Raw genomic sequence first — 21,793 nt, 5'->3', positions numbered from 1 at the left:
AACTGTATTTTAATATACATTGTGAATTCAAAGTTCTTTAATGTCTTTTAAATTATTTTTTCCCTCTTTAAATCAAAAGTTTTAAACTTAACAGTAATTTATTTCCTTGTTAAATAATATTGTCAATTTCAACTCTAATTAAGTTGCCTAACCCAAATATTTCTGAAACGTACGTCACATTTATGATCTTGTAACATAATAGGTAATTTACTTGGGTGGGATTTATAAGGGATTGTTGCCTTATAAGCCGCCGGACCATAGATTTCAGTATGGTTTTGAATCAACACACCATTTTGCAAAATGGTACAATAAGCTGGTGATACGAGTTTGTCATTTTCAAAAACTGGTGCTTTAAAAATGATATCATAAGATTGCCACTCTCCTATTTCTTTTGAGGCATTTACCAATGGAGGATTTTGACCGTAAATGGCGCCTTCAATACCATCGGCGTAAGTTTTTTCAAGATAATGAGCTATTTGAATTTTGTACAAGCCCATTAAAAAGACGCCGCCAATAGCTTTTTTTTGTCCTTTTGCAAATGCCGAAGACGGAATTGACCATTCTAAATGTAACTGGATATCTCCAAAAGTTTTTTTTGTTTGAATACTTCCGGTTTTTGGAACTACTTCCATATAACCATCTTCAAGTTTCCAATCTATAGAAGTGCTATCGATACTTTCCCATTGACTAAAATCTTTCCCATCAAATAACACAATGGCATCAGAAGGTGCTTGCGAGTCTGTTTTCCCTGGAGTTACCTTCTCTGGAATAGGTCTTTGCTCGTCATGTACATGCCAACCGTTAGGCAACACAGGATATGTGTTTTGAGCTTCAAGCAAGTAGCACGAACATAATACAAGAACTATTATATTGACAATATTTCTAATTCTTCTCATAGCGCTATTTTACCATTTCTTTGTTTTCCTTTTGAATTCTCTTCTTTTGCTTAGCGCTTAAACCATGTTTTTTATAATAGAAATCTTGTGGATATGTATAGTAATGTTTTTTCATTTCTTCATCATGAACATCTAAACTTAAATCGCAATCAAAACGTGTTAATACAGTATGATTCCAATTACCATCGGCATTGATAAAATGTGAAATTCCCCAAGTAATACCCCGTCCATCTTTGTTATCGGTAAAAGCATCTGGAACGTAAGGTCCTGCAGCTAATGGCAATAATTCTGAAATAGAAGCAATTTCAAAATTTACCCAATCTTCGGCATACTGAATAGTGTTATGCTCTTGTCCGTCACGTTGCACAATAGCAGCCACGCCTTCTCTAAAAGGAAACAATGTGGTTTCGTGGCCAGAATTAATAACCGGATTTAATGGATGTTTTTCAAAAGGCCCCAATGGATCTTCAGCAATTGCTAAACCTTGCATACGAATTTTTGATGGTTTTAGTTCTGGTCGTTTATCAAAATCACCTTTGTAGTATAAATAAATTTTACCATTGTGAACTAACGGATACGGATCGTGGATTGAATATTGATCCCAAGACCCCTCTGGTCCGTTAGGCAATACCACTTTTCCTGTATGATGCCAAGGACCATCTGGCGAATCTGCCCAAGCTACCGAAACCGGACAAAAGTCTCCTCGTAATCCACTAGCCTCCATAAAGGCTTGGAAATACAAATAATACTTCCCTTTAAATTTTAAAATATCTGTAGTAGTTACAGAGCGCCAACCAGGTTGTGGTTTAGGCGGACGAGGCACTGCAATACCCTGTTCTTCCCAAGTAAAACCATCTTCGGAAGTGGCATACCAGATATCGGCTAAATCCCAATCTGCTGAAGGTATCACATCGGTTGCTTCTTTAGCTCTAGACATTCCCACAGGTTTAACTGGCGATTTTCTTCCTGTATACCACACGTAATATTTTCCGTTTTCAAAAATAACTTTAGAAGGGTCTCTTCGGGTAACTGTTCCATCTCCGCCGTTGTAATCAAACCCTTTTAATTTAGTGTATTTAAATTGCGAATATAATTCATTCTGTTCAGGACGAATAGATTCGTAAGCATCGTAATTACGTTCTACAGCTTTACTTAAAGGGCGTTTAGGTTTTTCCTCAGGAATAAAAAAAGGAAACTCGTCTTTAGAGTTTAATTCTTCACCTTCATTTATATTTTGCTTGCTTTCCACACTATTTTCACATGAGAAAAACATAAAACAAACTAATATTAATAAAATTTTGTTTTTCATTTTGCTTTTAGTTTAGTTGTAGTTCTTTAACTGTTTTACTGGTCTTTCCTTCATATTGGTTATTTTTTATTGAAGGAATTCCAACATTTAAATAACCTTTACTAACTTTCCAAGCAAAATTATTTGGCTCCCAATTTACACCTGCTTTCCAATATTTACCGCCATATTCATAAGCACCTAAATCTGGTGATTTACCTTTGTATCCTTTAGTTATTTTGCCAATTTTTCTTCCTTTGTCAATTAACTTTGCATTTTCTAAAGGCATAAAAAGTGTGTGTTTTTCTGTACTAAAAGGAATTGCGGTAAACTGCTCGTTATTGCTAAAAATATTATCTGCATCTTTTCCTTTAAATTCTTTTTCATCAACTCTGTAATGCTTACCGTTTCCTGAATCCCACCAAGGACGCACATCTGAAATATTGTTATAAAGCGTATTATCTTTCACATTGGTTTGATGATCATTACGTTTAGGGACCCAAGAATTTATTAAGGCTTCATTTGGAGGACCAACATTCCAAAAAGTATTGTTATATATTTCATTTTGAATGGCGTCCCAGTTAAAATGTAACCCAGCCCATTCTACATCCCAAACCACATTATGGTGAACAATATATCCGGCAGCATTATTATCTAAATAGATGCCTGTTGCCTTTTTACCAGCATGATTATCATCGGCATGGGCATCGTGAAACCAATTATGATGTAACTCTATGTTTTTAGGAATACTTCTTCCTGTTACATAAAATAATCCGCCATCAGCTCCAGAAATTAAACACTTTTGAACGTGATTATATGCGAATTCACTATCATCACCTGTTACCTTTACGCCATCGCGTGCAGAACCATAAAAGGAATTTCTAATAATTCTATTTCTTTCACCTTGGCTGCTCAATAAACAAGCATGAATACCAATAGTATTGAAATTTTGAACGATGCAGTTTTCTACTCGAGTATCTTCGGTATCTCTCGCTAACACAATGCCGTTTACTGAGCCATTTTCTAAAACACATCTTTCTATGACATTGCCACTACCTCTCTTGACTTGAATAGCGGCATCTGAAACTGCTGCTCCATTTAAATTGGTTACCAACCTTTCAGCACCGTGTTTTACCATGCAATTCACAACCTTATTGCCATTGCCATCAATAGTAATCATGCCTCCAAAAAAGTTTAAGCCTTTTAAATGAACATTATTTCCTTTGATATTCACTGTGTTTTTTCTAACTGCCACCTCAACTAAACTCTTATTAGGGTTTTTACCTTCAGGTGCATAGAAATAGAGTGTTTTAGACACTTTATCATAGTACCATTCATTTGGCGCATCAAGTGCTTCTAACTTATCCATTAAATAAAACATTCCTCTATGACCGTTTTCAAAACGTTGCGGACTATGCGTTTTTCCGAAAGGCCACTTATTGGGTAAGGATTCAAAATGTACCCTGTGCAAACTTTTATCGTAATCTGTAATAGTGCGTTCCCAACTACATCCGCTATGCGCTCCTAAATAATGAATGATGCCTCCCGTCCAATCGAAATCAGGAATTTCATTATTACTTATATAAGACATTGACCAAGTTCCTTTGGTTATATCAATAAACTTGGCATCTAATGAATATTCATTATCATCACTATCATTAGGCCAACGTGCAATTTGCATTTTTTTATTGTTAAAGTAAACGTTGTTACCATCGCCTAAAGCCATCTCTACATTTTGGGCTTTGTATATATTATCTTGGTGTTGTTCCCAAGCTGTAACGTTTTCGGTTGCCGTAATAATTACAACATCATTTTTATAATTAGTATATATTATGGGGTTCTTTTTTGTGCCCGAGTTTTGGGGTGCAATCTGTTCTCTATAAACTCCCGCATGTATGTAACAAACATCACCAGCTTTTAATATTTTGGCTGCTTGGGCTATTGTTTTAAAAGGGTTTTCTTTAGAACCATTACCTGCTTTAGCATTACTGGCATCTACATGATAATCTTTAGCAAAAACAGAAAAAGATACTCCTATTATAAATAAAAATTGAAATATTGCTTTCATGTTTTGGATCTATAATTTTAGTTTATAATCATGAGCCCCTGGTGCAAAATTACTATGATAGGTTTTAGTGCCCGTTCCCCATTTTTCCCAATTAACTTCTACACGATTATCTCCTAAAACAATATTTAAGAGTTTATCTTTCATTTTCTCTGCTATTTTCTTGTATTTTTTATCAAAAGCTACATTGTTAATTTCAGCAGGATCTTTTTTAAAGTCATATAATGCTGGATCTAAATCTTCCCATGAAGCGGTTAATGCCCATTGCATGTTTTCACCTTCTTTACGTGATGGTCTTGTTTTTAAAGACAACACATAATCTTTAGTTCGTATATAAGCTCTAGCACCAGTTACAGCATGTGATTCTCCAACAATATAATCTCTAATTGGTGCTTCTTTTGATACTACTTCTGCTAAATCTAAGCCATCTAAATAATCAAAATCTGTATCTTTAAGGTTAACTCCGGCAGCGCCTAAAGCCGTAGGAGCTATATCAACAAACTCTGTAAATTCTGTAACAATTTTCCCTGCTGGAAATTTCTTTTTATCTGAAGACACTACAATAATTGGGTTGTGGCTATCCCATTCCCAAGGGGTAAATTTAGAAATTGCACCGTGCTCATTAAGTTTCCAACCATGATCTCCACAAACGTAAATTATCATCCAAGGTTGATTGTGTTTTTCACTGTAAGCAACAAAGTCTTTTGCTGTTTTACCTACAAGGCGATCACCGTAAGCACAAAACGCATAATAATCCTGAATCATTTTTTGTTTTTCTTCTTCTGAAAAATGATAGGATGGTTTATTACCTGTTATTTTTTTCATTTGCTGAGACATTGAAGCTAATTCAGCTTCACTAAACTCAGGTATTTTATAAGTATGCTTTTGAAAACGCTCTCTGTAATCTGCTGGAGGTAGTACTGGTGTATGCGGAAAATCGAAACCAACATGCGCAAACACTGGTTTTGAAGGATCTACACCTTGAAATTTCATTGAACCAGCATTAAACTGTTTGTTTTCATTAATTAAGTACTCATTTAAAAAATGTGCATAATACCCATCTCTAGTTTTCCCCGCAGGTTGCGGACTTACTCCTGAAATTATCATGCCTTTGTAAATAGATTCTTTTTGACCTTTTTTATAATGTCTTAACAAATCGTATTTCTTAGTTACTTCTGCGGCAACGTTTTTATATTCACTTCGCTGTGTAACTAAATCTTTTGAAACATATTCAAACTTCCCATCAGGAGTTACAAAAAACCCAATATTGTTAACGTATGAATCTAAAGGTTTACCATCAATTTTTTTAAATCCGCCATAAGAATAATCAGTTAAACCTTCGTAGCCTAAACGTCTAAAATCTATATCGGTTTGATATACATCGTGTTTTTTAGTTTTTCCATCTGGTGTAAGCCCTTTTAGGCGATATCCTAATTTACCTACATGGAATGTTTGATATCCTAAAGTTGCCAATTGTTCTGGCAATGAAGGTTTCATATGTTTTGCGGCATTATTATGCCATTCAAATTCATACACCCCAGACCTAAATGGGTAACGCCCTTGGTGCATAGTAGCTCTTGAAGGTGCGCATCCTGTTGCCTGACAATAGGTATTTATAAATGTGGTGCCTTGGGCTGCAAGTTTATCAACTTCAGGAGATTCAATATAACCAAGCTTGCTCATCTCTTGACCATCTATTGCCATATTGAATGTTTTTACCGAGTCATACCTTTGATCATCAGTTAGTACAAAAAGGATATTGGGTTGCTGACTCGTTTTTTGTTTTTGACCAAATACCGCAATACTTAGCAAAAAGAAGCTGTAAAATGTAAATTTAGAATAGTTTAGTTGCATGTTTTTTTTAAAATTGAAAGGTTAAATTAATTGTTATTGGCTCATCTACATTACCAAAATAGTGCTTTACACTACCTTGAGGCCCAGACGAACTAGCTGGCATAAACTTGGTACCCATAGCTGGTATGTTTTTTACAAATGAAATATCTCCTTTTGGAAAATTACGCACCGTTGCACCTTGTTTAGGTTCTGCCGGTTGATCGGGTGTAAGCATTCTTAAAAATATTAAATCGGAATGACAATACACGGTAAACCCATTTCTACTTTTACTATACAACCTCATCCAATTTAAACTAGAGAAAAACCCTTTAAACTCAGGATACACCCACCCTGACTCTCCTGTTATAGTATTATTATAATTGTTTTCCCAAACCTGAAATCTTGTTCCCTTCATACGGTTACGCCAAACACGGTAAGGGCCATCACCCAACCACTTCATGCCTTTAACATCATCTTCGGGGAAAGAAAAGGTAATTCCCATATAGTCTTCTACAATTTTTTGATTTCTTAATTCAACTTTTAAATCGAGTAATCCGCTAGGGTATATAGTCCATTTGAAGAAATCTTGAGTCATTTCATTATTTTCTTTCCAATCGTAGTATTTCTTTCTTTTCTTAAACAAACCAATAATCTCTACTTTATCTTCAAAAGTATTTACCACCACATTTTCAAAATCTGTTTTATTCCCCAAGAGCACTGGACCATCTTTTAAAGGAATTAGAGATCCGTTCTTCAAAACTTCTTTTAATAATCCTGTTTTATTTGAGAATTTAAACCCAACGCCATTAGCTCTAACGGTTATTATTTCATTTGATTTTTGTGTTTTAATACTTCCAGAACTTGTGAAATCTAAATGATTTTCATTAATCTGTTTAGCTGTTTTTACAGGATAAGACCAAGTAAAAATTTCCATGCCATGAATATCTATAGCTGTTAAAAATAAGGCATCTGCCTCTTTCCAATTGTCTGGTTTTTTTACAGTAAATTCTCCTTTTACTCCTGGTGATAAATCAGGAAGTTCCACATTATTTTCCGAAAGAACTTTTACATCAGCAGTTCCATTAGGCCCATTGAAATTCACCCATTTTGCAATCATTTTACACGCGTTTAAATTGGTGAAATGATAGCGATTTTCTACTTGAAATACTCCAGAAAAATCATCTCTTATATACCTATCAGCAATGTAAATAGGTGACCATATTTCTTTAATGGTAAAATAGCTTCCTTCTTTTTCGCCGTATGGTCCAACAATACCATCTGGCGCATGATTGCCATCTACATCAATAATGCCTCCTTTATCAGTTCTAACTACACCTTCATCTGCGAAATCCCAGAGAAAACCTCCTGCGGCAAGTGGAGAATGCCACATCTGTTTCCAATAATCGTCTAAACTAGAACCATGTCCTCCGTCATATAAACCGTGTAAAAATTCTGTTGGAAAGTAGATTTTATCCTTTACTGGTGCATCAAAAGCAAACTTGTAGTAATCCGGATAATGCATAGTATTGATTTTTCTGAAAGAATTCCAAGGATGTATCACTTCACGCTGTTGAATGTCCCATTTTGGAAATTCGTTATCTAGTTTCAGGTTCCATCCTGTTTCATTGCCATTTGCCCAAATTAAAATTGATGGATGATTTACATCACGCACAATCATTTCTTTAATCAACTTTTTACCAACTGTAGTATCTAAATAAGGAGTATGCCATGTACATAGTTCGTCAATAACAAAAAGTCCTAAAGAATCACAAACATCTAAAAAATGTACATCGGGCGGGTAATGCGACATTCTCACGGCATTCATGTTCATGTCCTTCATCATCTTTACATGCTCAATACTCAATGCTTTTGATGTTGTACGGCCAGATTCTGGATGAAAACTATGTCTGTTAACGCCTTTAAATTTAATTTTATTGCCGTTTACATAAATGCCATCACTTTCTCTTATTTCAACCGTTCGGAAGCCTATTCGTTTAGAAATTGAGTGTAACGGATTTCCCTTTTTATCTAGCAAATCAATTTGAAGTTGGTATAAATTTGGTTTTTCAGCATTCCATGTTTTTATATTGGTAGCTTTCGCTGAAAGTGTCAACTTACCTTCCTGCTTATTAATGTTGGCATTTAAGTCTTGAATCTTATTCCCTCTTAAGTCTGCAAGTTTTATTTGTACTGATGTTGCTTTCTTTGATGAGGTATAAACTTCGGCTGTAATATTGCCATTAGCTTTAGCATCAATAGCAACGCGCTCTATATGTGCTTTTGGTAAAACTTCTAAATAAACGGGGCGATAAATACCACCGAAAATCCAGAAATCTGTATTGCGTTCTGCTGAATTAATAGAGGCATTAGAAGACCATTTATCTACCTTAACTTCTATTAAGTTTTCTGTACCGTACTTTAGAAGTTTGGTAATATTGTATTTGAACTCATAAAAAGCCCCTTGATGTTTTGCGCCTGCTAATTTGCCATTTATTTTCACTTCGGCATCAGTCATAACCCCTTCAAACACAATTTTTATTTCCTTGCCTTTCCAATCTTCAGGAATATTGAATTTATGTTTGTAAAGCCCATACTCCTTATGGTATTCCTTTGGTATTTTATAATCGCGCCCATAATTATAATTTCCAAAACCTTGTAATTCCCAGCATGAAGGCACTCCTATTTTGGTCCACTTACCACTTTGCATACCTTCTGAACAGTAAAAATCCCATTCTACGGTGTTGTCTTTATCTGTTCCAGACAAGTATTTTATTTGGGTTTGATTTTGGGCATTTGCAACGATGTTATTTCCGAAGAACAACAGAGAAAAGCAAAGTAATGTTTTAAATAGTCTCATTGGTGGTTTAGTTTAAGCGGTTTGTTTTTATGAGATGCTGAAACGGGTTCAGTATGACACAACTACGTTTTTGTTATATTAAAACTCAAAAGTTAAATCTATAACTATTGGCTCATCATCATTTCCAAAATAATGTTCTGGATTTCCTTGTGGCCCCATACTTTCTGGTTTTTGAAATTTGGTGCCAATTCCAGGAACGTTCATAACAAATGAGATATCTCCCTCTGGAAAGGTTGGATGCGTTTTTCCCTTTTTGTTTTTCTTAGGTTCTTGTGGTGTTAACATCCTTAAATAGGTGTGCGGTGTTCTGCAGTATACTGTAAATCCGTTGTTATTGTTACCCTTAACTTCACACCAGTACAAACTTGAAAAGAAACCTTTAAACTCTGGGTACACAAATTGGTATTCACCAACTTCTCCTGTTACGGTATTATTATAATCGTTTTCCCAAACTTGAAAACGTGTGCCTTTCATTCTATTTCTCCAAACACGGTATGGACCATCTCCAAGCCATTTCATACCCGAAACTTCATCTTCTGGGAATGAGAATGTGATACCTCTGTAGCCTTTTAAGTTTCTATAACCTTTAAATTCTACTCTTAAATCTAACAAACCGTTTGGATGGATTGTCCATTTAATGATATCTGAAGCATATTCTTTAACCGTTGACCAACCTGGAGATTTGTCGGTTTTTTCAAAAATGGTCAATATTTCAACTTTATCTTTTAAAGGTGTAACGGTTATGCTTTCAATCTTTGCTTTTTGTTTTAAAATGATTGGTCCGTTGTTTAACGGAATTAACTTGTCACCCTTTTTCACCTCCAACAACATTCCTGTTTCTTTTGAAAAAACATAAGACATACCATTAGCTTCAACCGTTATTTTTTGGTCTTTTGTTTCTGTTTTAATGTCTCCATTTCCAGAATAAGAAACTAGCGGACGACTAACTTCTTTGGGTGTAGATACTGGGTAAGACCATGTGAAAATTTCTTTTCCGTAAACATCAACAGCGGTAAGATGCAGAGCATCAGCCGATTTCCAATTTGATGGTTTTTCAACGTAGAACTTTCCTTTTCCTCCAGGTGATAAATTTGGTAATTCTATTTTACTTTCTGAAATTATTTTAGATTGAGAATCACCTTTCGGTCCATCAAACTTCACCCATTTAGCAGTCATAGAAATTTGATTTAAATTAGTGTAATGATAGCGGTTTTCTATTCTGAAAATGCCATTAAAATCATCTTTTATAAATCTATCTTCTATGAATACTGGCGACCATATTTCTTTAATAGTAAAGTAACTTGCTTCCTTTTCTAAATATGGGCCAACTATACCATCATTGGCTTTATTTCCTTGTAAATCAATTTCATTATTTCTATCGGTTCTTTCAAGGCCTTCATCGGCAAAATCCCATAGAAATCCACCTGCACTTAATGGTAAATTCCACATTCTTAACCAATAATCTTCAAGTCCTGCTCCATGTCCGCCGTCATAAACACCATGAAGAAATTCGGTTGGAAATAGTATTTTTTCCTTTGAATACGAATCATTAATTAAAGAATGATAATGACTGTAGTGAATAGTGTTGGTCTTTTTGTAAATGCTCCATGGATGAATTACTTCTCGCTTTTGAATATCCCATTTAGCAAAATCATCATCTACTTCGGGATTCCAGCCTTGTTCGTTTCCATTTCCCCACATTAATATTGATGGATGATTTACATCACGAACCACAGTTTCCTTTACAATTTTTCTTGCCACTTTAGTGTCTAACATTGGATTATGCCATGTACAAATTTCATCGATAACAAATAACCCGAGTGAGTCACAAACCTCTAAAAAATGAACATCTGGTGGGTAATGTGACATACGAACCGCATTCATGTTCATGTCTTTCATCAATTCAACATGTTCAATACTAATCTTTTTAGATGTGGTTCTTCCTGATGCTGGGTGAAATGCATGCCTGTTAACACCTTTAAATTTTATTCTTTCGCCATTAACATAAATCCCATCGCCTTCTAAAACTTCAACGGTTCTAAAACCAATACGTTCTTCAACTTGATGCAACACCTTTCTGTTTTTACCTAATAACGAAACTTGAAGTTTATAAAGGTTGGGAAATTCTGGATTCCATGTTTTTACATTATCAACCTTTCCACTAATTCGCCATTTACCAGATTCTTTAGCTACATTATCAATCTTGATATTTTGAATTTTATTCCCACCTAAATCAAGAAGGTCTACTAGAATATCATTTGCTTTTTTGGAATCTATAAATATGTCTGCTGTAATTTGTCCATCAGCTTTAGCATCAATTGCTATTCTATCAATATTATCCTTTGGTGCAACCGTTAAATATACAGGGCGATAAATTCCACCAAAAACCCAAAAATCAGCACCTCTTTCAGCGTGGTTGACGGATTCATTGGCGGACATCTTATTCACTTTTACTTCCAGTACATTTTCAGCCCCATATTTTAATAACTTAGTAATGTCATACTTAAATTCGTAAAATGCACCTTGATGAATAGGACCTGCTATTTTACCATTTATCTTCACTTCAGCATCTGTCATTACACCTTCAAAAACAATTTTAATGTCCTTGTTTTTCCATTCTTTAGGCACACTAAATTTGTGCTTGTAGAGCCCATGTTCTGAAGATAACTCTAATTTTCCGGTAGCAGCACCATAGTTATAAGTACCAAACCCTTGCTGTTCCCAACAAGAAGGCACACCAATTTTAGTCCATTTACCGCTTTGTCTTCCGTCTGAACAAAAGAAATCCCACTCCACCAAATTATCTTTATCTGTTCCTGATAAATAATGGATTTGAGTAGTTTCTGATTGTGAAAAAGCTAATTGCTGCCCAAAAAGCACTAACGCCATTATAATTAGTTTTAATCTCTGCATCTTTTTGTTTAGTTAAAGTTGAAGTAATTTTTGGCATTATAATAACAGATATCCTTTACCATTTTAGATAATAAATCCATGTCCTTATTTATGAGACCGCTTTCTACATCATTGCCCAGTAAATTACATAAAATACGTCTAAAATATTCATGTCTTGAATAAGAAATTAAACAACGTGAATCTGTTAGCATGCCAACAAACCTGCTCAATAACCCCATATTAGATAACGCATTCATTTGATTTTCCATACCTGTTTTCTGGTCTAAAAACCACCAACCAGAACCAAACTGCATTTTACCTGGAACGCTTCCGTCTTGGAAATTACCAATCATGGTTGCCACGACATCATTATGAGCAGGGTTTAAATTATAAATTATTGTTTTGGCTAATTTGTCTTCTGTATCTAAACCGTTTAAAAATTTAGACATGGCTCTGGCAGAATTCACATCATGAATGGAGTCAAACCCAGTATCTGGCCCTAATTTGGATAGCAGTCTTGTATTGTTATTTCTAATTGCTCCGTAATGAAATTGTTGTACCCAGCCTTTTTCATGATCCATGACTCCAAACTCATACATCATAGCCGATTTGAATTTTAGAATTTCCTCGGGAGTTAATTGTATTCCAGACCGCACCTTAAAAAATATTGTTCTTATTTCGGTTGGTTCATATTCTTCAGCGTAAAACTCCTCAATCCCGTGGTCAGACAATTTACATCCTACTTCAGCAAAAAAATCATGTCTTTTCTTCAAAGCGTTAATTAAGTCCTCAAACGAATTTACGTAAATACCAGAAACTTCAGAAAGTTTCACCATATAATCGTTAAACGCCTCAACATCCTCAACTGCCATGGCTTTGTCTGGTCTCCAGGTTGGATATACCTTAATATTACAATCACTCTCGGCTATCTGAATATGGTATTCCAAAGCATCTGTAGGGTCATCTGTGGTACAAACTACTTCAACATTCATCATTTCTAATAATCCTTGTGGACGATAGGCATCTGTTTGCAATTTTGCATTAGCCAAGTCCCAAACTTCTTTGGCAGTATCTCCATTTAAAATACCATCATACCCAAAATAAAGCTTTAGCTCCATGTGTGTCCAATGATATAACGGATTTCTTAAAGTGTACGGAACTGTTTGCGCCCATTTTTCAAACTTTTCCCAATCACTGGCATCTCCTGTACAATACTTCTCAGATACGCCGTTGGTTCTCATAGCTCTCCATTTATAATGGTCACCATATAACCAAAGTTCAGTTAAATTATTAAAATTCTTATTCTCAGCAATTTGCTTCGGGATTAAGTGACAATGATAATCTATAATTGGCATACCGGATGCAGAATCATGAAAGAGTTTGCAAGCAGTTTTTGTTTCTAAAATAAAGTTATCATCTAGAAAGGCTTTCATATTACTTAGTAATTAATTGAAAAAACATTCTCCCAAAAGTAATTACAAGACTCTATTTTATTAACTTTAACGCAACTTTAACGGTAACTATAACGGTTAAAGTATGACATAGGTAGAAAAATGATAACCTCAAAAAAGACTGACTATAAAAAAGATAGCATAGTTAAAAAACTTGTACAGAGTAAAACTTTTAAAAATGCTCCTACAAGTAGTGCGCTTTTACAATACTTATACAATGCTACCGAAAAAGGTATTCACCTTAAGGAAAGCGTCATTGATATTGAGTTTTTTAAAAGTGAAAATGCAGGAGACAGAAGTAACCCCAGAGTTCGTGTAAATGTTCATAATCTTAGAAAAAAAATAACCCAATTTTATGACACTGAAGGCGCTGATGATATTTGGCGTTTACATATAGATAAAGGGCAGTATCAAGTTAGTTTTCACAAAATTGAACGCAGTAAATCTATATTAAAAAAGCTTAATTGGCCAACACTTATACCTTATGCGCTTTTATTGGTTTTTGTTATAATTTCAATTAAGCTAAGTATACCTGAATCTAAACCAAAGATGTGGAAACCCTTTTTATCCCAAGATTTCGGAACAAATCTTTACATTGGTGATCATTTTGGAGTTACAGGAAAAACTATTACCAAAAACAATGGCTGGACCAGAGATTTTTCAATTAATAACACCAACGATTTTTACAATTTTATTGATAAAAACCCAAATTTAAGAGATAGTATTAGGCCTGCCAATTACTCCTACTCTACAAGAATGGCAGCATTATCTGCTCAAAAGCTGCAATCGTTTTTTCAAAATTATGATAAAGCATTTTCTATTAGATTTTCAACGCAAACTTCAGCTTCAGAAATAAAAGAAGGCAATGCTATTTATGTAGGACCTAGTAAGAACGATAATCAATTCTTGTATTTCTTTAATGAAGCTAATCCCTATTTTGAAATCTCCAATACCACATTAAAATTACATGATCATCCAAAATTTAATGATAGTATTTACAATTTAAACACCTTTAATGTTTCTCATGAATATGCTGTTGTTTCAAAATACCCTAGCGGAAACACAGAGCATTTTGTGTTTTTCTCTCAGCATGATATTGGCGTTAGTGCTACGTTAGAGTATTTTACTAATAAAGATAGTATTCAAAAATTTTATAATAATTACCTCAAAAACAACGCTTTTTTTACAGCTGTTTTTGAGGTAAAAGGACAAGATAGAACTAATACGAGTTTAAAGCTAAACACGGTTGTTCCTTTTTAAATATTACAATTTCTTATAGAAGTGTTTTATTCCAATAATCTAACAATTCTTCATCAGAAGGTGCTTCTGGCAACCCTAATTTTTTCATCTTCTTTTTGAAGTAATTTTGAGAGCCATTTACCCCTTTTTGAACGGTTTCTTCAGACTCTGGAACTTGATTTTTATCGTAAACTTTTAGTTTGCTCAGAAGTTCTGATTTTAATCTATTTAGATGCTCTGAATAAGATGCATCATCTACCAAATTATTGAACTCATTCGGGTCATCTTTTAAATCGAAAAATTCAAATTCTGGTCTGCTTTCGGCCATAAACTGGTTATAGGGTGCTTTTAATTCTCCTTTTTCATGAAGCACTCTATACACAGTAAAAGCAGGATATTCACTGCGTTTATAGCTTGATAATTGCATCCACGGTCTTTCCGGTTCTTGATTCCAAATAAGCTTGTAACGTCCGTCAGTAATACTTCTAATAGCATCTGCAGCATCACCTGCTCTTTCACGGAACCCATAAACATAGTCTCGTTTTTCTTGCCCCTCTCCTATAAATACTTTTCCGTGTAATTTATAAGGCGCTTCCAAGCCTGAAATTTTCATAGTTGTTGCTGCAACATCTACCAAACTTACTAATCTATCATCTACTTTGTTTGCATCAACTTTATTTGGCCACCTCACTATTAACGGAATTTGAAGTCCGCCTTCATATAAAAATTGCTTATCTCTTAAATGCGGACGCCCATGATCACCGAAAAAGAACACTATGGTATTTTCTGCTAAACCTTCGTCTTCCAATCGTTTCATGACCCAACCTACAATATCATCACATTTTTGAACAGATTCTAAGTATAAAGCCCAATCTGCTTTTAATAATGGATGCTCTGGATAGCAACCTGGAAGTTTTACTGTTTCTGGGTTTATTGGATTTGTTTCATGATGTTCAAACACACGATGCGGGTATTTAATCTGAACCTGTGCAAAGAAAGGTTGTCCTTCTGCTCGCTCACTCCAATCCTTTCCATCGTATTTCACAGCAGGAACGAAGTTATAATCCTTTTTACCACCTTTCTTCAAGTAGTCTTTGCCACTTCCATTGGCAATGAAATAACCTGCTTCCTTAAAATAATCGGTAATTGGTTTAATCCCATCAGGAAGTTGGGTCATGTTAATGGTTCTGTGGTCTAAGCAATTAACTGTTGTTGGATACATTCCTGTAATTTGAGACGACCTACTAGACGAACAAATGGGCGCATTTGAATATGCATTTGCATATAACGTACCTTGTTGTGCCAATTTATCTATGTGAGGCGTTTTAATGTCAGGGTTGCCATAACAGGCTAATTCCCTCCCTAAATCATCTGCATTAATCCAAATGATGTTTGGACGAACAGCTGGCTTTTCTTCTTTAGATCCCTTGTCCTTGCAAGACGTTGCAAACGTTAATACTAAAGCCGTAAATAATATGCTTAGTTTATTCATTGTTTCTAACTTCCTCATTTTGTTTTTTAATTCTTTCTTTTTGTTTATCGCTTAACCCTAAATTGAAATAAAACTGCGGATCTAAACGATAATTATGGTATTTCATTTCTGGGTCATGAACATCTAAACTTAAATCACAATCAAAACGATATAATTCTGAATGCCACCCTTTCGTGTTTTTTCCAGTGAAATTAATAAAGTGACCTATTCCCCAAGTGATACCTCGACCATTACCATTATCTTCAAAAGCATCAGGAATATAAGCATTTGGGCCAGTTGGCATGAACTCTGTAATGGCCATGACATCAAAATTCACCCAATCTTTTGCATATTGAATGGTGAAATGCTCTGAACCATCACGAATTGTTAAAGATGCTACACCTTCTTTCCAAGGGAAGAAACAAATCTCATGTCCTGAATTCTGAACGGGGTTTAGCTCATGCTTTTTAAAAGGCCCTAACGGATTATCAGAAATTGCTAAACCGATACCACTCCATACCGTGCCAGGTCTGTTGAATGCCGCCTTATAATACACATAAATTTTACCATCGTGAACTAAAGGTGTTGGTGCTTGAATGGCAAACTGATCCCATTCTCCCTTTGCTCCTGTTGGAATAACAACATCGTTAACGTGCGTCCACGGACCATTAATATTATCGGCATATGCTACTCCAACCGGACAGTAGTCACCTCTTACACCACTTGGCTCTGTAAAAGCTTGATAGTATATATAGTATTTTCCTTTAAACTTTAAGATATCTGGCGTTGCAACAGCCCTCCAACCTGGTATTGGATATTCTGGCCTTTTAACCGCAACACCTTGCTCTTCCCAATGGAATCCGTCTTTACTTGTAGCATACCAAACTTCTGCTAAATCCCAATCGGTTGTTGGAATGGTATCGTTCCATGTGCTTTGTCCTTCAGATGATTTATAGTCCTTAGTATACCTTTTTGTTGGGGCTACAGGCGTTTCGCGCTTTGTATACCAAACATAGTATTTACCATCTTCATACAGTACTTTTGATGGGTCTCTTCGTGTTATGGTAGCATCGCCATCATTATAATCTAAACCAGTTAATTTGGTATATTTGAATTGGCTATACAATTCATTTTCTGCATTTACGTGTGAAGGGTATTGATTAAAACTTCTGTCTAAAGCAGCGCTTAACTTATAGTCATCTGAATACTCAGTCACCTGATAAGGAAATGCTTCCGTTCCAGGTTTAGGTGTTTTTAATGGAATTACCAATGAATAAGAATCTTCACTACCTTTCGGAAGAATTGCAATTATCAAAGCCTTAGGAATACCGTTTTCCATGTAGAATTTTGGCATATCGGCCGTTCGTTGAGTTTTGGTAACGGTACCATCTGTCCATTCAATTTTTCCTGCTTTTATCACTACAAAGTTCTTAGCTGGTTTCCAATCGAAGCCCATATCATCGCCTTCAAACAACAATGTAGAACCGTCTGGATGTTTCCCCCAAGCACCTCGCGAATCTTTTGCTAAACAATAATAATTTCCGTTGAAAATCCATTCAACATGATCATCTATTGCAAAAGAAGCTGTTGGATGTGTAATAAACGGAATATTAGTATCCGTAAATGGTCCTAATGGAGAACTAGCTGTTGCTGTTACGTGCACTACTTTACCATTTTTAAATTTCGGGTGCGCCTCCACATACTTATATGCCATTAAAAACTTACCATCATTTCTTCTGGTAACTGTTGGGGTAGAAGTCATCCAACGTCCGTTGGTGGCATCAATTAATGGTTTATCAAAACGTTTCCACTCTCCATTTAAATCATCTGTAACTGCAACACCAATACGTTGGTTGTTTCTATTAACCCACCATTCTTTATCCTTTTTAATAGAAGGCATGCGGTCATCTGGTGTATTATCCCAATACCCACTACCATGATTACCCATATGGTATAGGTAATACTTTCCATCTTGCTCAATTACATGTGGATTATGTGTACAGTCACCATCCCAATATTTGTTTCCACGTGCAGGTAATACCACATTTTTAAACTTGTAAGGTCCTGTTAAGTTTTCAGAAACCGCATGTGCAATTTCAGAATGGGTTACCCAACCATGATGTCCTCTAGACTTTGGCCAACGCGAGTAAATGGCGTGGTACTTTCCGTCTTTACCTTTTAGGATATTGGTACCCCAAACATTATAATTTTCTTCTTGAATGATGTTTGCTTTATCAAACTTTTCTGGAAGTAGTTCTGTAAAATTAAAATCTTTCTGGGCAATTAAATTATTTAACCCTAAACTTAGAAATATGATAGATAATGTTAATTTAAGTTTCATTTGCATTTAAATTTTTATTTATTTTAAAGGATAATAATGGAAATAATCTACATCTAGCCAAGAATCATCATCCGATCCATTTTTATGACCGAAATAGCCGTTTGATATAATCCAGTGCATATTTTGAAAGCATGTATTTTTCATAACATCTCGAGTTTGTTCTTTTCCTGCAGGCACTTTTCTACCTAATTTTTGCCATTCACCATTAACAAATTCCCAGGCTTGCATATAATCTGGATGAAACTCTAAGCCTACAACTTCCCAATCTCCAAATTTAGTTTTCACATCATGCTCTAGCATAACGCTAATTAGCTCTTTATGTCTTTTGGTATCTAAATTCGGTGGCGCATCAATATCCCAACAATTTTGTTTACTCCATGCGTAGTATTCTACCCAATCTAGCTCCATCCAATCATCACCTTCAACTGGGGCATTTCTGTTTTCTACGCCCATATTATTTCTATACCCCCAAATGGCAGGATGTGTGTGAGATTTAGGCCCGTTGGTTTCTATGCCTCTAATTCTGAATTTAGTCACAAAAAAACCAAAACGGCAGTAGTTTAAACCAGAGATACCACCTCCTTTTTTATCGGACACATCACAATGAATACTTACATATGATTTATCTACTATACTTACATATTTTTCACTATCACCAGTTAACTTATCCGGTCTTCTAAAAGTCCATTTGCTTCTATCTAGAGAGCTAAAATTGTCCGAAATATTCCAATCAATTTTAGTTTCATATTTAGCTCTTACCTTCTTTGGTGGTTCTTGAGCAAATCCCTTTACAATACATGCAGCAATTATTACAACACTAAAAAATATTTTTTTCATTTTCATCTATAAATTATTCCTTCTTTTTATATCGTCCTTCTGGGTGATTATACAAGTTATCCATACCCTGTGCAAAATACACCTCAGGGTCGTGCCATACACCAGTCTTTTTAAACCCTGGTTCATCATAATCCAAACTTAAATCACAATCAAATCTAGCCATTATGGAATAGGCTGCTTTGGGTGTTCCTGCATTTACAAAGTGACTTAAGCCCCATTTAAACCCACGATTGTTCCCTTCCTTTTCAAATAAATTGGGGATAAATGGTGCTGCCGCTGTTGGTGCAAATGACACTTTTGAAGCTATTTCAAAATTCGCGCCATCTTTAGAAAACTGAATGGTTTCTCTTTCATTACCATCTTTGATAGCTAAGGTAGCGATACCATCTTTGAAAGGCCAGTATGTTGTTTCATGACCCGATTGCATCACCGGATTTAAAGGATGTTTTTCGAAAGGTCCTAACGGATTATCAGATAAAACCAAACCATGTGCCACGGCATATTTATCTCTTTTATCTGGCCATTTATTATAAGCGGCTTTATAGTAAATATGAATTTTACTATTAAAAATTATTGGGTGTGGGTCATGCGTAGCATTTTGATCCCATTCCCCAGGTTTACCGAATGGAATGACAGCATCTCCACCATGTGTCCAAGGACCTTCAGGGGAATCTGCATAAGAAACCGATACTGGACATAAATCTCCTCTTAAACCACTAGGTTCATCAAAAGCTTGGTAGTATAAATAATATTTACCTTCCCAAACTAAAATATCTGGTGTAGCTAAAGAACGCCATCCTGATTTAGGTTTTTCTGGACGTGTTACAGCTGGTCCTTTTTCTTCCCAATTTATACCATCTTCACTTGTAGCATACCATATATCTGCTAAATCCCAGTCTGTTGAAGGAATTTCATCGGTTGCTTCCTTTGCTCTATCCCAACCAACTGGCGGTACTTTTGTATGACGTTTTGTGTACCATATATAGTATTTTCCATCTACTAAAATTGGTCTAGAGGGGTCGCGTCTGGAAACCGTTCCGTCGCCATTGTTATAATCAAACCCTTTTAGTCTTGTATATTTAAACTGGGTAAACAATTCATTGTCTTGTGCCCTTGGCGTATCATATTCAAACATGCGTTTTGACGCTGCACTCAAAGGGATATTTGGTTTTTCCTCAGGTAATGCGAAAGGGAATACACCTTCTTCTACTGAAGTTGTTTCTTTTTTTTCTTCTACTTTTTCACATGACCATATCAAATTTAAGGCCAATGCAACATATAAAATTGTTTTAAACTTCATTATTCTTTTTTAACTAGTTACTAGCTTCCCTTAGTTTTTTATTTTGTTCAGCAATGCGCTCCCGTTGTTTTTTATTCAGACCTTGCCTGTAATAAACATCTAGATTATGACGAATACCTGTTGCTTTCATAGCAGGGTCATCAACATCTAAACTTAAATCACAATCAAAACGCACTAAAATAGAATGGGGATTCACGCCATATTTACCGGCATTAACAAAATGAGACATTCCCCATGTAATACCTCTTCCGTATTTAGTATCTGTAAAGGCATCTGGAACAAAAGGCCCTGTTGCTACAGGTACCAACTCACAAATAGAGGCGATTTCAAAGTTTACCCAGTCTTCGGCATATTGAATGGTAAAATGCTCCGTTCCATCCTTGGCAACAATGGCTCCTAAACCTTCTTTAAAAGGAAACAGTGTTACTTCATGTCCAGAAGTTGTTACCGGATTTAAAGGGTGCTTTTCAAATGGTCCTAACGGATTATCACCAGTTACCAAACCACCACCAACCCAAACTGGGTTTGGTCTGTTAAAAGCTGATTTGTAATAAATATAAATCTTACCATCATGTACTAAAGGATATGGGTCGTGAATGGCATATTGGTCCCAAGCGCCTTCTGGTCCGTTTTCAATCACAATTTTTCCAGCCGGAGTCCAAGGCCCATCAGGAGAATCTGCATAAGAAGCTGTTACTGGACAGTAATCTCCTCGTTTTCCACTGGCTTCCATAAAGCCTTGATAGTACAAATAGTACTTACCTTTCCACTTTAAAATATCTGTAGTGGTTACTGAGCGCCAACCTACTTCAGGTTTTGGTGGACGAGGCACAGCAACACCTTGCTCTTCCCAAGTGAACCCATCTTCACTAGTGGCATACCAGATTTCTGATAAATCCCAATCTGTAGATGGGATGGTATCGTTGCTCTTTTCTGCGTTTTTTGCACCAACAGGAATTACAGGTGTATCACGTTTGGTGTACCACACATAATATTTTCCGTTTTCAAAAATCACTTTTGAAGGGTCTCTTCTGGACACGGTTCCGTCATGCCCATTATAATCAAAACCCTTTAACTCGGTATATTTAAAATTTGTATATAGCTCGTTATTTCGAGGGTGAATGTTGCTGTAGTGGTTAAAACTTCTATCCATTGCCGAACTTAAGGTTCTGTTTTTTGTGCTATCTGTAATGGTATAAGGAAATGGCTCTTGGTCTTTATTGTCTGCCGATTGCTTTGATTGCTTTTGGCAACTTACCACACCAATTAAAAGCAGTAAAAGAGTTAGTTTTTTCATTGTTTTATTGTTTAGTCTTTGTTTTTCGA

The 21,793-nt window shown here is 35.5% G+C and carries 13 protein-coding genes; 1 reads left to right on the top strand and 12 read right to left on the bottom strand.

Annotated elements, in window-relative coordinates:
- Window positions 1-134: 134 nt before the first annotated feature.
- From ACYX4H_RS10610 to uxaC, 7 genes are all read right to left on the bottom strand, one after another.
- Window positions 135-896: a 3-keto-disaccharide hydrolase gene (locus ACYX4H_RS10610; RefSeq protein ID WP_476236221.1), complete on the bottom strand. Its 762-nt coding sequence runs from the start codon at window positions 894-896 to the stop codon at window positions 135-137.
- Window positions 897-900: 4 nt separating this feature from the next.
- On the bottom strand, window positions 901-2,205 hold the full coding sequence (locus tag ACYX4H_RS10605) for a glycoside hydrolase family 117 protein (protein ID WP_476236220.1): 1,305 nt from the start codon (window positions 2,203-2,205) through the stop codon (window positions 901-903).
- A 7-nt stretch (window positions 2,206-2,212) separates the two neighbouring features.
- Window positions 2,213-4,249 (bottom strand): right-handed parallel beta-helix repeat-containing protein, encoded by a 2,037-nt coding sequence (locus ACYX4H_RS10600; RefSeq protein WP_476236219.1) that lies wholly within the window; start codon window positions 4,247-4,249, stop codon window positions 2,213-2,215.
- A 9-nt stretch (window positions 4,250-4,258) separates the two neighbouring features.
- On the bottom strand, window positions 4,259-6,100 hold the full coding sequence (locus ACYX4H_RS10595) for a sulfatase-like hydrolase/transferase (protein ID WP_476236218.1): 1,842 nt from the start codon (window positions 6,098-6,100) through the stop codon (window positions 4,259-4,261).
- A 7-nt stretch (window positions 6,101-6,107) separates the two neighbouring features.
- On the bottom strand, window positions 6,108-8,936 hold the full coding sequence (locus ACYX4H_RS10590) for a glycoside hydrolase family 2 protein (RefSeq protein ID WP_476236217.1): 2,829 nt from the start codon (window positions 8,934-8,936) through the stop codon (window positions 6,108-6,110).
- A gap of 78 nt (window positions 8,937-9,014) precedes the next feature.
- The gene (locus ACYX4H_RS10585; protein WP_476236216.1) at window positions 9,015-11,825 is read right to left on the bottom strand and encodes a glycoside hydrolase family 2 TIM barrel-domain containing protein; all 2,811 of its coding nucleotides are present in this window, start codon (window positions 11,823-11,825) and stop codon (window positions 9,015-9,017) included.
- Window positions 11,826-11,857: 32 nt separating this feature from the next.
- Window positions 11,858-13,261 (bottom strand): glucuronate isomerase, encoded by a 1,404-nt coding sequence (gene uxaC / locus ACYX4H_RS10580; RefSeq protein WP_476236215.1) that lies wholly within the window; start codon window positions 13,259-13,261, stop codon window positions 11,858-11,860.
- A gap of 120 nt (window positions 13,262-13,381) precedes the next feature.
- Between uxaC and ACYX4H_RS10575 the strand changes: the two genes are divergently transcribed.
- Window positions 13,382-14,539, top strand: a complete 1,158-nt coding sequence (locus ACYX4H_RS10575) for a hypothetical protein (RefSeq protein ID WP_476236214.1) — start codon at window positions 13,382-13,384, stop codon at window positions 14,537-14,539.
- A gap of 13 nt (window positions 14,540-14,552) precedes the next feature.
- Here ACYX4H_RS10575 and ACYX4H_RS10570 read toward each other — a convergent pair whose 3' ends face one another.
- From ACYX4H_RS10570 to ACYX4H_RS10550, 5 genes are read right to left on the bottom strand one after another with little or no spacing between them, the layout of a single operon-like run.
- The gene (locus ACYX4H_RS10570; protein WP_476236213.1) at window positions 14,553-16,010 is read right to left on the bottom strand and encodes a sulfatase family protein; all 1,458 of its coding nucleotides are present in this window, start codon (window positions 16,008-16,010) and stop codon (window positions 14,553-14,555) included.
- Window positions 16,003-18,330, bottom strand: coding sequence for a hypothetical protein (locus ACYX4H_RS10565; protein WP_476236211.1), 2,328 nt, complete (start codon window positions 18,328-18,330; stop codon window positions 16,003-16,005). Before ACYX4H_RS10565 ends, ACYX4H_RS10570 begins: the two co-directional genes overlap by 8 nt.
- 18 nt (window positions 18,331-18,348) lie before the next feature.
- Window positions 18,349-19,167, bottom strand: coding sequence for a hypothetical protein (locus ACYX4H_RS10560; RefSeq protein WP_476236210.1), 819 nt, complete (start codon window positions 19,165-19,167; stop codon window positions 18,349-18,351).
- A 13-nt stretch (window positions 19,168-19,180) separates the two neighbouring features.
- The gene (locus tag ACYX4H_RS10555) at window positions 19,181-20,467 is read right to left on the bottom strand and encodes a glycoside hydrolase family 117 protein (RefSeq protein ID WP_476236209.1); all 1,287 of its coding nucleotides are present in this window, start codon (window positions 20,465-20,467) and stop codon (window positions 19,181-19,183) included.
- A 13-nt stretch (window positions 20,468-20,480) separates the two neighbouring features.
- The gene (locus ACYX4H_RS10550; RefSeq protein ID WP_476236208.1) at window positions 20,481-21,764 is read right to left on the bottom strand and encodes a glycoside hydrolase family 117 protein; all 1,284 of its coding nucleotides are present in this window, start codon (window positions 21,762-21,764) and stop codon (window positions 20,481-20,483) included.
- Between the last annotated feature and the right edge of the window lie 29 nt (window positions 21,765-21,793).

Source organism: Seonamhaeicola sp. ABD4_340, assembly GCF_056312135.1.
The sequence above is the reverse complement of the archived record's forward strand: the minus strand, read 5'-3'. Positions and strand labels throughout refer to the sequence as shown.

Bases quoted from the DNA above. Each gene is read 5' to 3' on its own strand.
- ACYX4H_RS10610 (WP_476236221.1), bottom strand. From the start codon at position 896: ATGAGAAGAATTAGAAATATTGTCAATATAATAGTTCTTGTATTATGT.
- ACYX4H_RS10605 (WP_476236220.1), bottom strand. From the start codon at position 2,205: ATGAAAAACAAAATTTTATTAATATTAGTTTGTTTTATGTTTTTCTCA.
- ACYX4H_RS10600 (WP_476236219.1), bottom strand. From the start codon at position 4,249: ATGAAAGCAATATTTCAATTTTTATTTATAATAGGAGTATCTTTTTCT.
- ACYX4H_RS10595 (WP_476236218.1), bottom strand. From the start codon at position 6,100: ATGCAACTAAACTATTCTAAATTTACATTTTACAGCTTCTTTTTGCTA.
- ACYX4H_RS10590 (WP_476236217.1), bottom strand. From the start codon at position 8,936: ATGAGACTATTTAAAACATTACTTTGCTTTTCTCTGTTGTTCTTCGGA.
- ACYX4H_RS10585 (WP_476236216.1), bottom strand. From the start codon at position 11,825: ATGGCGTTAGTGCTTTTTGGGCAGCAATTAGCTTTTTCACAATCAGAA.
- uxaC (WP_476236215.1), bottom strand. From the start codon at position 13,261: ATGAAAGCCTTTCTAGATGATAACTTTATTTTAGAAACAAAAACTGCT.
- ACYX4H_RS10575 (WP_476236214.1), top strand. From the start codon at position 13,382: ATGATAACCTCAAAAAAGACTGACTATAAAAAAGATAGCATAGTTAAA.
- ACYX4H_RS10570 (WP_476236213.1), bottom strand. From the start codon at position 16,010: ATGAATAAACTAAGCATATTATTTACGGCTTTAGTATTAACGTTTGCA.
- ACYX4H_RS10565 (WP_476236211.1), bottom strand. From the start codon at position 18,330: ATGAAACTTAAATTAACATTATCTATCATATTTCTAAGTTTAGGGTTA.
- ACYX4H_RS10560 (WP_476236210.1), bottom strand. From the start codon at position 19,167: ATGAAAAAAATATTTTTTAGTGTTGTAATAATTGCTGCATGTATTGTA.
- ACYX4H_RS10555 (WP_476236209.1), bottom strand. From the start codon at position 20,467: ATGAAGTTTAAAACAATTTTATATGTTGCATTGGCCTTAAATTTGATA.
- ACYX4H_RS10550 (WP_476236208.1), bottom strand. From the start codon at position 21,764: ATGAAAAAACTAACTCTTTTACTGCTTTTAATTGGTGTGGTAAGTTGC.